This window comes from Microcoleus sp. D3_18_C2, assembly GCF_036702395.1.
GTDB lineage: Bacteria > Cyanobacteriota > Cyanobacteriia > Cyanobacteriales > Microcoleaceae > Microcoleus.
This window is the reverse complement of the sequence record NZ_JAUBTG010000026.1, coordinates 15,266-29,230: the sequence shown is the minus strand read 5'-3', so window position 1 is coordinate 29,230 and position 13,965 is coordinate 15,266. Positions and strand designations below refer to the sequence as shown.

The following is a 13,965-nucleotide window of genomic DNA, read 5'->3' as shown; positions in this document are numbered from 1 at the left end:
GTGGTGTTTTTGATGCCAAACAAGGTTTGAATGAGTATAATTCTTCAATCTAAAATCTAAAATCTAAAATCTAAAATCCGATGACTGATGGCATTTATATTCTGGCAAACGATGTTGTTTTCGACCACTTAGTCGCTTTATTGAACAGTCTCGAAGTCAACGGGGCAAAAAATATTCCTGTTTGCATCATTCCCTATGATGACAGAATGAAAAAAGTGCAAGTAGAAATTGCAACTCGTCCTCATGTCACCCTGTTTGAAAATACCGATTCCATCATTTTATGGGAAGACTTTGCGACTCAAGTTTGGAAAACTCATGCAAAAGCTCAAAAAGTATGGAAATCTCAAGGTTGGGAACCAGTTCAATGTTTGGAAATGCACCGAAAATTATGTTGTTTCGACGGCCCTTTTGATAAATTTATCTATTTTGATGCAGACACTCTGTTAATGGGTTCTCTAGATTATATTTATCAAAAACTTGATGATTTTGATTGGGTAGCAAACGATTTTCAATACAAATCCGACCTCAATTATATATTTGATTTGTCCTCCCCCAAATTACCTCAAATTTTAAATATTGACGGACTGCAATCTCATACTTTTTGTGCGGGTTGGTTTGCGTCAAAAGCGGGGGTTTTAAATCGAAATAATTGCTCTCAATTTTTAGAAAAATTAACATCAGGAGAAGCGGAAATTATGTCTTTGCGGGGGGCTGACCAATCTTTACTTAACTATTTAGTCGCCCGCAGCAAAATATCTTTTTACAACTTTGCATATGCTGAACCCGAACAGGTAACGGGAAATCATTGGTCTTCTCAATTTGATGTGATAGATGATGTTTTATATGATAAAGGACGGCGGCTTACTTATTTGCATTACATGAGTATTTCGGCTGCAAAGTTTACTCGCTTGTGTGCTGGTGAAGATGTGGAGATTCCTTACCGAGATGTATTTCTGCATTACCGCTATTTGAATTCGTCGGAAACACAGCCAAAACTCGTGCCTCCAAATGTGTTGGTTCGCTTGGGGAGAAATCTCAAAAGTTGGGGAATGAGAAAACTTAATAATGTTCAATTTAAGTTGCGGAATTTTGGGGATAAATAGTATCTAACTGTACAAAGACTGAATCCACTCCCATTCGCGCCTCAATCCTTCTTCTAGAGAAACCTGCGGCTGATAACCTAAGATTTTCTTGGCTTTAGACACATCTGCGCTAGTGTGCCGCGCGTCTCCCCTCGCAGCTTCGGTAAAATCTATGCGAATAGGTCGATCGACAATCCTTTGTATTGTATCAATAACTTCCTTCAAAACCACCCGACTTCCCCCACCAATATTAAAAACTTCCCCCGCAGCTTCAGGAACCTCAGCCGCCGCTAAATTCGCCGCAACGCAATCGCTGATAAACGTAAAATCCCGCGTTTGCAATCCGTCGCCGAAAATAGAAATCGCCTCATCAAACAAAATCGACTTAAAAAACTTGTGAAAAGCCATATCGGGGCGCTGTCTCGGCCCGTAAACAGTAAAATAGCGCAGGGAAGTAGTCGGAAGACCAAAATTTTTGTAATAAAGCCCACACAAACGTTCACCGGCTAACTTCGTAATTCCGTAGGGAGAAACCGGCTGCGGACAAGCGTTTTCATTCGTGGGAAAAGATTCAGCATTGCCGTAAATTGAAGAAGAAGAAGCATAGACAAACTTTTGCAATCTTGGCGCATCTTTTGCCGCTTCTAACAATACTTGAGTGCTGTTAATATTGCGTTCCGTATAGCTGCGAAAACCGTCGCCCCAGCTAGCACGAACTCCTGCTTGCGCCGCCTGATGAAATATCACCTTAGCATCAGATAAAAGACCACGCCAATTTAGAGACAAAATATCGCCTTCCACCAATTCAAAACCCGGATACTTTTCAAAGCGAGCAATATTCTTGCGCTTGAGATCCGGATCGTAATAATCGTTGAACTCATCAACACCAATTACCGTCTCCCCTCGATTTAAAAGAGTTTCTACTAAGTTAGAGCCAATAAATCCCGCCGCACCTGTAACAATTAAAATACTCATTCGATTTTAGATTTTAGATTTTAGATTTTAAAAATTTTACACAAATTATTGCCTAACTTGTCATCTTCTTCTTTGTCTTCCTCTGCGTTCTCTGCGTTCTCTGCGGTTCAAAAAGCATCAAATAGGATAATCCTAGATAACTATCAACCCCCTTCCTTCTGATAAAAAGAGGTTGATAGTTAACTTTCATTGTTCAAAAGAATCTAAATCCAGCGCTTGGGAACCTCCGCGTTCTAACTCGATCAAAAGCTTACCTAGCTGAGTCCAAACTAGCCAGCCAGTGAGTACCGTCAGTGGCAAAGCTAGGGCATAACAAAGTAGTTTGGGGAAGCCAAAAATCTCCATCCCCGAAGCTAAAAATACACAAATACCGCCCGCCATTCCCAGAAAAGGTATGACCAATTGCAGCCTTGGCAGGTTAGCCAAGGTGCGAGTAGAACGATTTTTAGACCATTGTTGTACGGATTGTTTGAGAGTTGCTTCAAATGCTACGCCGGAAGCCATACCTGCTAGTAATCCAGCCGACATTAAAAAATAGGGAGGTTCTGGAAAATAATACACGAATAATTCCTTAATTTGGGTAATTGGAAATGGGGAATGGGGAATTGGGAATTGGGAATTGGGAATTGGGAATTGGGAATTGGGAATTGGCAAGAGTAGAATTATTTTTCTTCCTTCTTCCCTCTTCCTTCTTCCCTCTTCCTTCTTCCTGACATCCGTTACATCCGTCGAGCGAATCCGTTGCCGAACTTCCTTCTAATTAAAATCGAGTTAGCGCGGCTGCCCCTGCTGTGGAAAACTCCGTCAAAGCGCCTAGAGCAACGTTGAACAGGCGACTGGGCTGCAAATCTTCCTTGACTAAGTTCCACAGGCTGCGAACTTCTTCGGTGTGGATTCGATCGTCCTCAATCAAAGCTAACATTAGCTGGCGTCTCAAAAACGAGCCTTCCTCGGACAGCAAAAATTGCAAGCCTAGTTGGGCGGTGGGGAGCAAGTCGAAACTGCGATCCGATCGGGCGATCGCGATCATGTCCTCTAACCTGTTCCACTGGAATTTGCCATCTTTGAATAATACCTCAATCAGACGCCGCCGCAGAGCCGGAGATTCTCCGTTCAACAAACGTCGCGCTACATAAGGATACGCCACCTCGACTATCTTGAAATTCGGATTCAGCGTCAGGGCCAAACCTTCTTCTGTCACCAGAGAGCGAATAATTAAGGCAAATTTCGCCGGCACCCGGAAAGGATAATCGTACATCAACTCCGAAAACTGGTCTGTAATCGTCTTGAAGTTAAAATCTGACACCTTTTCGCCGACGATATCACCCAGTACAGATTCCAACGCCGGGACGATCGGCATAATATCTGTATCTGGAGTCAAAAAGCCAAGTTTGACAAAATCCTTCGCTAATTGTAAGTAATCTTTGTTGATCAAATGAACGACAGAATCAACCAAAGTTTCTTTAGTTGTTTCTTCCATCTGATCCATCATCCCAAAATCAATGTAAGCCATGCGGCCGTCCGCTAAGGCAAACAGATTTCCCGGATGGGGGTCAGCGTGAAAAAATCCGTGTTCCAGCAACTGCCGCAAACCGCTGCGGACTCCGACTTCAATTAAACTATCGGTATCCAAACCTGCGGCTTTAACACTTTCCATATCTGTCAGCTTGATGCCGTCAATCCATTCAAGAGTCAGAACGCAATTTGAAGTATAGCGCCAGTAAATGCTCGGAACTTTTACTGTCGGGTCGTCGGCAAAATTTGTCGCAAATTTCTCGGCGTTGCGGCCTTCATTGATATAATCAATTTCCTCGAACAATTTGATACCGAATTCATCGACGATCAAACAAAGGTCGTGACCGAGATTCAGCGGCAGCAACGGGCCCAACCATCCAGCGGCCCAGCGCATTAAGTAAAGGTCAAGGCTCAATACGGGCAGCAAATTCGGTCGCTGAACCTTGACTGCTACTGCTTCCCCGGTGAGGAGGCGAGCTCGGTAGACTTGACCAAGACTTGCCGCGGCGACAGGTTCGGGGGAGATTTCGCTGTAGGTTTCGCTAATTTTGCGATCGAGTTCCGCTTCAATAATCTCGAAAGCGCGCACCGAGTCAAACGGCGGCAATTGATCCTGAAGTTTGATCAATTCTTCGAGAAAGTCTTTGCGGATCAAATCCGGTCTGGTAGAAAGGGCTTGGCCGACTTTAATGAAAGTGGGGCCCAAGCGAGTAAGTATTTGTCGTAGGTGGGTGGCCCGTTCCGGCTGGTGTGCTGCGACTTCATGCTGCCAACTGTCCCACAGCATCCCCAGAACGAAGCCTGCAAAAGACCAAATAACGGTAATTGCGCGCCAAATTGCTTTCCAAGGACGTTTGCGGTAATACTGAGCGATCGCTTGTGGATCGTAGCGTCTAGCCTGAGTGAATTGATACTGAGGCACTCGTTTATTTTCCTCTTATCTTCTGAAAATTACAGGTTAAATTGAGAATTGGGCATCGGCCATCGGGCATCGGGCATCAGGCATCAGGCATCGGGCATCGGGCATCGGGCATCGGGCATCGGGCATCGGGCATCGGGCATCGGGTATCGGGGATTAGAAGTCGAAAGTTCCAACATTCTTTATTCTTTATTCTTCCTTCTTCCCTCTTCCTTCTTCCCTCTTCCCTCTTCCTGAAATCCGTTACATCCGTCGAGCGAATCCGTTGCCGAACTTCCTTCTTCATCATTGACCGATCGCACTGCAAGTTTTAGGCGAGCGGAAAATGCACCCGTTCGAGGCGGATTGCTAGCCTAAATTTGTTTCTTTTCATTAAATATAGTACATAAAAGTACAAGTGATCGGTCAAAATACTTAACAGCTCTCCCTGACCCAGCCCAACAACGGATACCGTGCTACGTACTTAAGTCGTGGAGAGATAAAAATTTTAGACCCTAGTTCAAGATCCCAGATTTATCTGTGGGGTAAATCTAAAATCTAAAATCTAAAATCTAAAATCGACTGACCGCTGCACATTCTCACACCACTGCAACCCTGCAATTCTTTTCTCCTCCTGCATTTCCCTCGCTGATGCCATCGCGCCAAAGCTACCGGATGCGATCGGCCTTTGCCAAGCAATCTTTCAGCCCATAAATCGTCCGCTCTTGTTGATCCCTCGACAGTTCCGGGAACATCGGCAAAGACAAGACTTCGCGACAAACTTGCTCAGCCTTTGACAACTGACCTGCTTGATAACCCAAAGATTTGTAAACAGGTTGCAGGTGCAAAGGTAACGGATAGTAAACCATCGAACCGATGCCAGCTTCCTGCAACTGAGCCCGCATCCAATCTCGAAAATTGCCAGAGGGATTTTGGGCGTCTTCTGGAGTTGTCAGCCGGATCGTGTATTGATTCCAAACTCCTTTTGCTTCGGGCAATTCTTTGGGGATGGCAACTCCGGGCACGCGGGAGAGAAATTCGCTGTAAAGTGCCGCTTTCTCCTGTCGCTGAGTGTTCCAACTGTCGAGATATCGCAATTTAATGCTGAGAATCACCGCTTGCAGGGCATCTAAACGGCTGTTGTAGCCGATTTCTTCGTAGAAATACCTAGAAGACTGTCCGTGTTCTTTGAGCACTCGCATCGAAGCTGCGAGGGCTGGATCGTTTGTCGTCACCGCGCCACCGTCACCGCAAGCGCCTAAGTTTTTGGTCGGATAAAAACTGAAGCAGCCGACATGGCCAATGCTGCCGACTTTTCGAGACTGCCACTGGGCCCCGACAGACTGGGCGCAATCTTCAATTACGGCTAAATTGTGCCGAGTCGCAATTTCCATCAGCCGAGTCATGTCTACCGGTTGGCCGAAGATGTGGACGGGCATAATTGCCTTGGTTTTGTCGGTAATTGCCGCTTCGAGGAGCTCGACATCCAGATTAAAAGTCTCGCTGTCAATATCGACAAATACTGGAGTGGCGCCGACGGCGCTAATTGTCTCAGCCGAAGCAAAAAAGGTAAAAGGAGTGGTAATCACTTCATCGCCAGGGCCAATTTTGAGAGCTCGCAAGGCCAAAATCAAGGCATCGGTGCCGGAGTTGCAGCCAACGCACTCGGAAACGCCGATGTAGTCGGCGAACTCTCGTTCAAAACTCTTGACGGCCGGGCCGCCTACGTAGCCGCCAGAGGCAAGCACTTTTTGCACCGCAGCGGTTATTTCGTCGCCAAGGAGCGCGTATTGGCGGGTTAAGTCGAGGGGGGGAACATTATTCACTTTTGACACCACAAATTTCAAGCATTATCAAAGCAAATTCTTGCAGCAAAACTGTTTCTCAGAAACCTTTATTCAAATATCTTATATTTGGACAGGCAAACAATCACATTATCGAAAGGGTGGGCCGGTGTTAATTCTGCTAGATTTTACTGATTTGGGTTGGGCTTTGGGGATGGTGGCGATCGCGATCGGGCTTTCGGCGTGGCAGCAATTGGGATTGGAGGGGGCGATCGCGATCGCCGCAGGGCGCACCCTGATCCAGCTAATCTTAGTCGGGTACGTGCTCGAAGTTATATTTGACCCGGAGGGGAAAAATCCTTGGCTGGTTTTAGCAGTTTTAGCAATCATGCTGACAACTGCTAGCATGGTTGCCAGCAACCGCATCAGCAAAAAAATCAAGAACTTACTGCCCTTAGTTTGGGGTTCAATTTTGATAAGTACGGCCTTGACTCTTGCCTATACAAACTTGCTAATTTTGCAACCTGACCCTTGGTACGAACCGCAATACCTGATTCCCTTAGCGGGTATGATTTTGGGCAATGCCATGAACTCCGGGGCGATCGCGGGCGAAAGACTTGTCAGTACAGTTAATAGCAGCCAGTTAGAAATAGAAACCCATTTAAGTTTAGGTTCGACGCCGCAGCAAGCAGTAAAGCAGTACCGCAAAGATGCGATAAAAGCTGGATTAATCCCGCTTTTAAATACAATGACGGTGGTAGGAATCGTAACTTTACCGGGAATGATGACAGGTCAAATGCTGAGCGGTGTCAGTCCTCTCGATGCAGCATCTTACCAGATTTTGATTATGTTTGTGTTAGCGCTGGCAACTGTAATCGCAACTCTGCTGTTGACTGAGGGATTGTCCCGGAAGTTTTTTAATCAAGATGCACAATTGATCAAATGGTAATTGGGAATTGGGCATTGGGCATTGGGAACACCAGATAGAATATAAATTAACCCGAATTATCGTAGGGGCGGGTTCACCAACATCTCCGATAAAAATGATAAATCTCATAAACCCGCCCCGCCCAAATGACTGATAACTGACAACTCATATAATCTGTACATAAATATCTAGTCGGGGCGGGTTTAGGGAATCTAGGACTGACATTAAAGATTGTCGGTGAACCCGCCCCTACAATAATTATGATTGATTTATAGGACAAGATATCGGGATAATTTACCATGATTAAAACTCCAAATCAACCAGTAACTTTTGAAGAATTTGCGGAATGGAAACCCGAAAACCGACGTTACGAACTGCACAAGGGAGGGATTATTGAAATAGCCCAGCCACCGGGAAAACATGAAGAAGTTATCGGTTTCTTAGCCTCGAAATTAACTCTTGAATTTGTCAGGCTAAACCTGCCGTACTTCATCCCCAAACAAGCATTAGTTAAGCCGCCGGAAAACGAATCAGCCTATTCGCCCGATATTCCGATCTTAAATCGCCCCAACTTAGCATCAGAACCTTTATGGCAAAAATTCTCTACTGTGACTCAAGGAGCATCAATTCCGCTGGTTATTGAAGTAGTTAGTACCAACTGGCAAAATGACTACATCAAAAAAGTAGGCGAATACGAACTAATCGGGATTCCTGAATACTGGATTGTGGATTATCTCGGTTTGGGCGGCCGCAGGTTTATCGGGAATCCCAAGCAACCAACGATATCGGTTTATCAGTTGGTTGATGGCGAGTATGAGGTGAGTTTGTTTCGGGGAAATGATAAAATTGAGTCGTCAACTTTTCCAGAGTTGAATTTGACGGCACAACAAGTTTTTCAAGCTGGATTGATTGCGGAGTAACTCAATACCCTTGCCAAAATCTATTTGTTGGGTTAGCCGCGGTTAAATATTTACCTATTGGTGGCTTAATTGAATTGCCGCGGTCAACCAACCCTACAATATGTTCAAATCCCGGCTACTTCGGTTCGTGGCTCCCAATCCGCTTGCCTTCGCCATCGTACACCTGCATCGGGATTTTGGCGTTTTCGGCGATCGCCTCCAAAGCTTTTTGCAACGTTTGAACGTGGTTTTCTACAGCTTGGCGAGTCTTCACAGCATTGTTGTTGTTTGCTTGAATGAAAGTTTGTTGGAGTTTCTGCACGTAACCTGGAGTCATCTGCACCGCAATCAAATCTTTGCTAACAGTATAGTCGCAAATCTTGGGGTTGCCTTTGCAAGTTCTATCTAAATCAGTACGGGCTTTTTGCATGTTCCTTTCTTCCTGCAACTTTACTTCTGCTTGCTGCAATGAAGTTGTGTAGGAAGCGATCAGCGGTTGGGCTTTCTGAGAATAGGCAGTTGCCGCCGGCACTTGCTCCGCGTAACTCAAAGCTCTTCGCCAGGATTCTGATGCTTTAAACCAGGCGTTTTTGCCCTCAAAAATTTGAGCTTCCGCTGCTAAAGTCACAGCTTGAGTATAGGCATTTTCCGAAATTCCTTCGACATTTTTGCGCTCGCGAGCTTCGGAAAGTTTGGTTTCGTATTTGGGAACTAACAGTTTAGCTTGTTGGTAAGATGTCGTGTTCGTGGGAATTTCTGATAGGATTACGAGGGCTTCTTCCCAACCTGATTGCACTTGATCCCAAGTCTCGGCTGTCTGAGCTACGGCTTCGCGAGCTTCTGCTATTTGGGCTGTATTTTTGGCGGCGAGCAGCGTTTTTTCCGCTGTTTTCTCTGTGCTTAACTGCCGATTTCCAGTTGCTACATTCTTCCGGTACTCCTGCTTTTTTTTCTGAGCAAACGGATAAACTGGACTGTCTGCGGGGATTTCTCCGAGTTCGGCGATCGCACTTTGCCACAGAGCTTGCGCTTCCTGCCCCTTCTCGGCAGAATAAGGCGGATTTTGGGTTTTCTGGGCTGCTGACTGTGCGAGCCGCGCTGCATCGATCGCAGAGTTTAAATTCTGATTTTGCGAACGATAGCTTTCCAAGGCGCTTTGAGCTTCACCGCGATGAATTGACCAGGAGGGAATCGGTTCCAAAAGGGCGATCGCCTGTTTTAACTGTTTCTGCGCTTCTTGGGGGCTGTTGGCAACTTTTGAGGTTTTCAGCGTCTTCGTCGAATTCTCGCTCAACTGTTTGGCCTTAGCTAAAGCACTACATTCTCCGATGACGCAGGGGCGGCTCAGCATATAATAACCGCCTGCCAAAACTAGCGCGGCGACACTGATGATTCCTACTGCAGCCAGCATCGCAAACGGTGACTGCTTGGGTTTTTGGGCAACTGTTACCGCTTCCATATCCAGCGGATTGAAGGGATTGTCTGCAATATCTGCCGGGATTGCTTGCACGCTGAAGGCGATCGGATCGGAATTGCTGGAACTCTCAGAAAAATTGGGGAAATATTCTTCATCCCACGCATCTTTCTCATCTGTTTCTAACGGTATCTCCTCCTCTACATCCGCCGTCTGTACCACATTTTCTGTTAAGACTATCCCCGTTTCTTCAGCAGGGGGATTCTCGGTTTTTTTGAACAACAGCACTGTTTTTGGTTTTGACAAAACAGGGTTGTGCATGGTAAAAGAATGGAAAGCATAAGGCTGTTTTTGCCCGGTAATTTTTAGGCAAAGTCCAATCTGTTGAATAGATTCTGGTTTTATTTCGAGAATTGCTGCTTCTAGCACCGCAAAAGTCGGTTTGGCTTTGAGAACTAAACTGCGCGGGTGTTCTCCCACAACCGTTAAAGATTCATCTCGAAAATCGCAACTAATATAAAGCGGTAAGTTTTTAAATCCGGCTGCTTGCAAGTGTTGCTGCAATTTTACTTCTAGAAGTTGGGCGTTGCTTTGGATCGTTGCTGCTGTCATATTTTCTCCTCTGTCTTATCTCACAAGTTTCGATTTTAGATTTTGAATTTTAGATTTTAGATTGCAGAACAGTCGGGTTTTTTGATTAGGTTGAACTTGGGCATCGATTCATTCCAAATCTTAACTCGGAAAATTCAAGTTGCCACAAAATCTTAACTCTCAAATCTCAGCTTGCAAAGCCTGTCCATAACTTTCGCTGTAATAAACTTGAGTCACGTCAAAACGCCCGCCATATTGTTTGAAAGGTGCGGCTGCATAACCAAGCGGCAGCAAACAGCAAACATCTACTTCTTCGGGGATTTGAAAGGCTTCTTTCACCTTAGCGCTGACAAAACCTTCCATCGGACAACTGTCTACCCCAAAACTTTTAGCCACAATCATTAAGTGGGCTACTGCAAGCATTGTATGTCTGTTTGTCCAAGCTTCTAGGGAGTCGAAGCAGGGACGGTTCTCGAACAATTGCGGGATTGCTTGTCGCATATAACCTGCTAAATTGTCATTCATTGCGCCTGTGGTTTTGCCCAATTCGATGACGGCTTCGGTGTTTTCGGGGCTGCCGGCGCGCCGATCGCCACAACAGATTAATACTACTGGGGCTTCTACCACTTGGCGCTGATCGAAGGCGCAAGTTTTTAATTTTTCTTTGCTGGCTGCGTTTTGAAGTACGATAAACCGCCAAGGCTGCAAGTTGTAACCAGAGGGCGATCGCACTCCCAATCGCAAAATCTCTGCCAAGATTGCTGGGGGAATCGGATCGGGTTGGAAGCTGCGCGCGGCCCGCCGGCTTTCGATCGCCGTTTTAACATTAATTGAAGGTTGGATTTCAATTGTCATGGATAATTGGTAATTGGTAATTGGTAATTGGTAGTTGGGAATTGGGTATCCGGTATCGGGTACTGGAAGTTGAAAGTTACAAGTTCAGTCCTGGACGAATAACCTAATTATTTAGGGTGCGCCGTGGGCAGCTTACGCCCATTAGGAATTGGGAATTATACCAGTTCCCAAAAGGATGCAACTCTAAAGAATATCCCAACCATTATGCAGTCATTCCCAATTTTTTAATCGAAAATCGAAAATCGAAAATCGAAAATGGTATCATCCCAAGCCCAACTCGCGCTTGAGCAAATTAATCGACTTAGATCCGATGTAATTTTCGGAGCAGATCAGTTGCGGGGGACGAATAATATCTTCTCTAGCCGCATTGATGGCAGCTTTAACTGTAGCAAAACTCGGTTGGTCGCAAAAAATTGTTCTGGCCGATCGCACGATCGAGTTAATCTTGTACTCGTCTGAAACCAAGGCCGTCATCACCAGCAAATCCTCTCCCCGGATGCTGTGGATGATGACTTCGGTCGATCGTAGCATTCCCGGACTCAGGCTAACGAGACCCAAATAACTGTCTTTCGGCAAACCCCCGACTAGCTGGATTTCCTGGCTGTAGTCATAGATGTCTACGGGAATAACTCGCACTGAACGCGGTGCCGAAATCGATTCTGCTTCTCCGATAAAATATCGACTCGTGATCACAGTTCCCGAAGAGATTTGATCCAAAAAAGTACCTAGCTGTTCCATCGGCACTAACTGTATGGGAATACGGAGAGCTTGTTCGAGTTCTTTCGCCATCAGTTCACCCACGCCGATGTCTTCTGTGGGGGCTGTGACGACCACGCGGGCGCTGCACCTGAGCCGCCAGTCAATTTCGGTCAAAAATAATTCCCTCGCTTGGTTGAGCGTACAGCCCTGTTCCAGCAGTTGATCGATACTTCCTTGTACTATTTTGTTAGCCAGGGGATATTCTTCGAGGATCGGAGATTTGAGTTTGTTGCCTACAACTTCGTTGCCTTGAGCGCGGACGTAAATGCCCGATCCTGCTTGGGCTTCTACGAGTCCGGTATTTTCGAGCTGGCGGTATACTTTGCTGATGGTGTTGCGGTGCAAACCCGTCTGCATGGCTAGCTGTCTGGTGCTGGGCAAGCGGTGTCCGGGCGGAAATTGTCGCGAGGCGATCGCAAACCTGATTTGATTGAATAGTTGGGTGGATGCTGGAATATCGCTATCGGTTTGAATATGAAATTGAACCATTATTAAAGGCTCCGACGACTTCAACTTAGTATTTTTATAACGTCGAGTACCGCGCCTAGGATTGCTGCGATATCTCTGTCTATAGCATAATCTTATTTGGTTGATCTGCAGCAGCCGTTCTACCGAGCGAGCGATCGCCTCGAAGGCGCGATCGATCGCAGCCTGCAGAGTTTCCTCAACAATCAGGTACTTTCAACTCTTAGCTTTATTTACTCTACAATTTTGAGATCGCTTACTGTTTTTCTACCCGTCAGCAAATAAGTTTGCATTTGCCCTTTACCTTTAATCTCGATCTCGCCACGATCTTCAAATTCATATTTATCCTGCAGTAAGTCATAAGTATAGTGGCTGACTTGAATGCGGCCTGTTATGCCGTGAGATTCCATGCGGCTGGCTGTATTTACCGCATTTCCCCACAAATCGTAAATGAATTTTTTAGTGCCGATTACCCCCGCTACCACCGGGCCGCTATTAATCCCGATGCGGAGGTCAAATTTCGCGTCTAGCTTCACATTTAATTTCTCAATTGCTACTAGCATATCCAGCGCCATTTCGGCGATCGCCTCTGCGTGGTCTGGACGTTCAATGGGAATACCTGCTGCTACCATGTAAGCATCCCCGATCGTCTTAATTTTTTCTAAGCCGTGCTTCTCACTCAGTCCGTCAAAAGCTGAGAAAATTTCATTCAGCAAGTACACTAATTTAGTGGCAGACATGGTAGTAGAAATTTGGGTGAAATTCACCAGGTCAGCAAAAAGAATTGTTGCTTTTTCAAACTTGTCTGCAATTACCCCCGGTTCGTGCTTCAACCGAGTGACAATCGGTTCTGGCAAAATATTTAGCAGTAAACTTTCTGTTTTTTTCTGTTCTTTCATGAGTGCAGACTCCATCTGCCTGCGCTTAGTTATGTCATGAAAAAACACAGAAATGCCGTCGTGAGAAGGAAAAACTCGGACTTCCAGCCACACTTTTAAGGGACGATAATATTTTTCAAAAGCCACCCCAATTTGTTTGGCGACAGCTTCATGATACTCTTTATAAAAATCCGAATTCACGAATTCTGGAAACTCTTCCCAAAAATTTTTACCATAAAGTTCTTCCTGCGAGCGCTTCAAAAATTGCGAGCCTTTGTAATTGACGTAAGTAAATCGCCAATGGGTGTCGAAAGCAAAAAAAGCATCGCTCATTCCTTCTAAAAAATTGACAATTTGCTCGTCTGTAGAACGGAGTTTTTCTTCTACTTGTTTGTTCTTGATCTGTGCGCGCTTTAATTTAGTCAGATTTATTCGCAACTCCATCTGGTGAATAATTTGCCGTCCTAAAGTCCGCAGCGCTTCTAGCTGTTCTGGGGTGAGATTACGAGGAACTGTATCTATCGCGCACAAAGTGCCGATCGGATAACCATCAGGAGTTACTAGCGGGGCTCCAGCATAAAACCGAATATTTGGATCGGAAGTTACTAGCGGATTGCCGACAAAGCGATCGTCATCTAGAGCATTGGGTACAACTAGCAATTCGTTGGGATTTAAAATAGCGTGGGCGCAAAAAGCTAACTCTCTCGGAGTTTCTGGCGCTTCCAGACCAACTTTGGATTTAAACCACTGTCTGTTAGAATCTATTAAGCTAACTAAAGCAATCGGAGTGCCGCAAATATAAGATGCTAAAGCTGTTAGATCGTCAAAAGCTGCTTCGGCTTCTGTGTCGAGAATGTTGTAGCGGTGCAGTGCTTCTAGCCTGTCTTCTTCGTTGCTGGGCAAAGATGCAGCTTGCATCGGA

Annotated in this window: 11 protein-coding genes; 3 read left to right on the top strand and 8 right to left on the bottom strand. The window is 45.6% G+C overall.

What is annotated here, in order from left to right; genetic code table 11:
- Positions 1–80: 80 nt before the first annotated feature.
- Positions 81–1,103: an Npun_R2821/Npun_R2822 family protein gene (locus tag QUA88_RS16815; RefSeq protein WP_333053815.1), complete on the top strand. Its 1,023-nt coding sequence runs from the start codon at positions 81–83 to the stop codon at positions 1,101–1,103.
- Between the two features lie 3 nt (positions 1,104–1,106).
- Here QUA88_RS16815 and QUA88_RS16810 read toward each other — a convergent pair whose 3' ends face one another.
- The 4 genes from QUA88_RS16810 to QUA88_RS16795 all read right to left on the bottom strand — a co-directional run bounded on the left by QUA88_RS16810 (position 1,107) and on the right by QUA88_RS16795 (position 6,296).
- The gene (locus QUA88_RS16810; protein WP_333053814.1) at positions 1,107–2,057 is read right to left on the bottom strand and encodes an NAD-dependent epimerase/dehydratase family protein; all 951 of its coding nucleotides are present in this window, start codon (positions 2,055–2,057) and stop codon (positions 1,107–1,109) included.
- A gap of 186 nt (positions 2,058–2,243) precedes the next feature.
- Entirely contained in the window at positions 2,244–2,618 is a 375-nt protein-coding gene (locus tag QUA88_RS16805) for a hypothetical protein (protein WP_333047934.1), read from the bottom strand.
- Between the two features lie 199 nt (positions 2,619–2,817).
- A complete protein-coding gene (locus QUA88_RS16800) occupies positions 2,818–4,494 on the bottom strand; it encodes an AarF/ABC1/UbiB kinase family protein (RefSeq protein ID WP_333210330.1) in 1,677 nt (558 codons plus the stop codon).
- Positions 4,495–5,138: 644 nt separating this feature from the next.
- Positions 5,139–6,296 (bottom strand): DegT/DnrJ/EryC1/StrS family aminotransferase, encoded by a 1,158-nt coding sequence (locus tag QUA88_RS16795; RefSeq protein WP_333272734.1) that lies wholly within the window; start codon positions 6,294–6,296, stop codon positions 5,139–5,141.
- 127 nt (positions 6,297–6,423) lie between these two features.
- Here QUA88_RS16795 and QUA88_RS16790 point away from each other — a divergent pair, with 127 nt between their 5' ends.
- Both QUA88_RS16790 and QUA88_RS16785 read left to right on the top strand, forming a co-directional pair.
- The gene (locus QUA88_RS16790; RefSeq protein ID WP_333053811.1) at positions 6,424–7,203 is read left to right on the top strand and encodes an ABC transporter permease; all 780 of its coding nucleotides are present in this window, start codon (positions 6,424–6,426) and stop codon (positions 7,201–7,203) included.
- Between the two features lie 278 nt (positions 7,204–7,481).
- Positions 7,482–8,102 (top strand): Uma2 family endonuclease, encoded by a 621-nt coding sequence (locus tag QUA88_RS16785; protein ID WP_333210332.1) that lies wholly within the window; start codon positions 7,482–7,484, stop codon positions 8,100–8,102.
- A gap of 115 nt (positions 8,103–8,217) precedes the next feature.
- Here QUA88_RS16785 and QUA88_RS16780 read toward each other — a convergent pair whose 3' ends face one another.
- From QUA88_RS16780 to QUA88_RS16765, 4 genes are all read right to left on the bottom strand, one after another.
- Entirely contained in the window at positions 8,218–10,107 is a 1,890-nt protein-coding gene (locus tag QUA88_RS16780; protein ID WP_333053809.1) for a hypothetical protein, read from the bottom strand.
- A gap of 159 nt (positions 10,108–10,266) precedes the next feature.
- Positions 10,267–10,941 carry a nitroreductase family protein gene (locus QUA88_RS16775; protein ID WP_333053808.1) on the bottom strand — a complete coding sequence of 225 codons (675 nt, stop codon included), beginning with the start codon at positions 10,939–10,941 and terminating at the stop codon, positions 10,267–10,269.
- A 261-nt stretch (positions 10,942–11,202) separates the two neighbouring features.
- Positions 11,203–12,189, bottom strand: a complete 987-nt coding sequence (locus tag QUA88_RS16770) for a GntR family transcriptional regulator (RefSeq protein ID WP_333053807.1) — start codon at positions 12,187–12,189, stop codon at positions 11,203–11,205.
- A 209-nt stretch (positions 12,190–12,398) separates the two neighbouring features.
- Positions 12,399–13,961 (bottom strand): adenylate/guanylate cyclase domain-containing protein, encoded by a 1,563-nt coding sequence (locus QUA88_RS16765; protein ID WP_333272729.1) that lies wholly within the window; start codon positions 13,959–13,961, stop codon positions 12,399–12,401.
- Positions 13,962–13,965: the final 4 nt, after the last annotated feature.

Excerpts from the sequence above, each read along its gene's own strand:
- QUA88_RS16815 (WP_333053815.1), top strand. The coding sequence starts at position 81 with ATGACTGATGGCATTTATATTCTGGCAAACGATGTTGTTTTCGACCAC.
- QUA88_RS16810 (WP_333053814.1), bottom strand. The coding sequence starts at position 2,057 with ATGAGTATTTTAATTGTTACAGGTGCGGCGGGATTTATTGGCTCTAAC.
- QUA88_RS16785 (WP_333210332.1), top strand. The coding sequence starts at position 7,482 with ATGATTAAAACTCCAAATCAACCAGTAACTTTTGAAGAATTTGCGGAA.
- QUA88_RS16780 (WP_333053809.1), bottom strand. The coding sequence starts at position 10,107 with ATGACAGCAGCAACGATCCAAAGCAACGCCCAACTTCTAGAAGTAAAA.
- QUA88_RS16775 (WP_333053808.1), bottom strand. The coding sequence starts at position 10,941 with ATGACAATTGAAATCCAACCTTCAATTAATGTTAAAACGGCGATCGAA.
- QUA88_RS16770 (WP_333053807.1), bottom strand. The coding sequence starts at position 12,189 with ATGGTTCAATTTCATATTCAAACCGATAGCGATATTCCAGCATCCACC.
- QUA88_RS16765 (WP_333272729.1), bottom strand. The coding sequence starts at position 13,961 with ATGCAAGCTGCATCTTTGCCCAGCAACGAAGAAGACAGGCTAGAAGCA.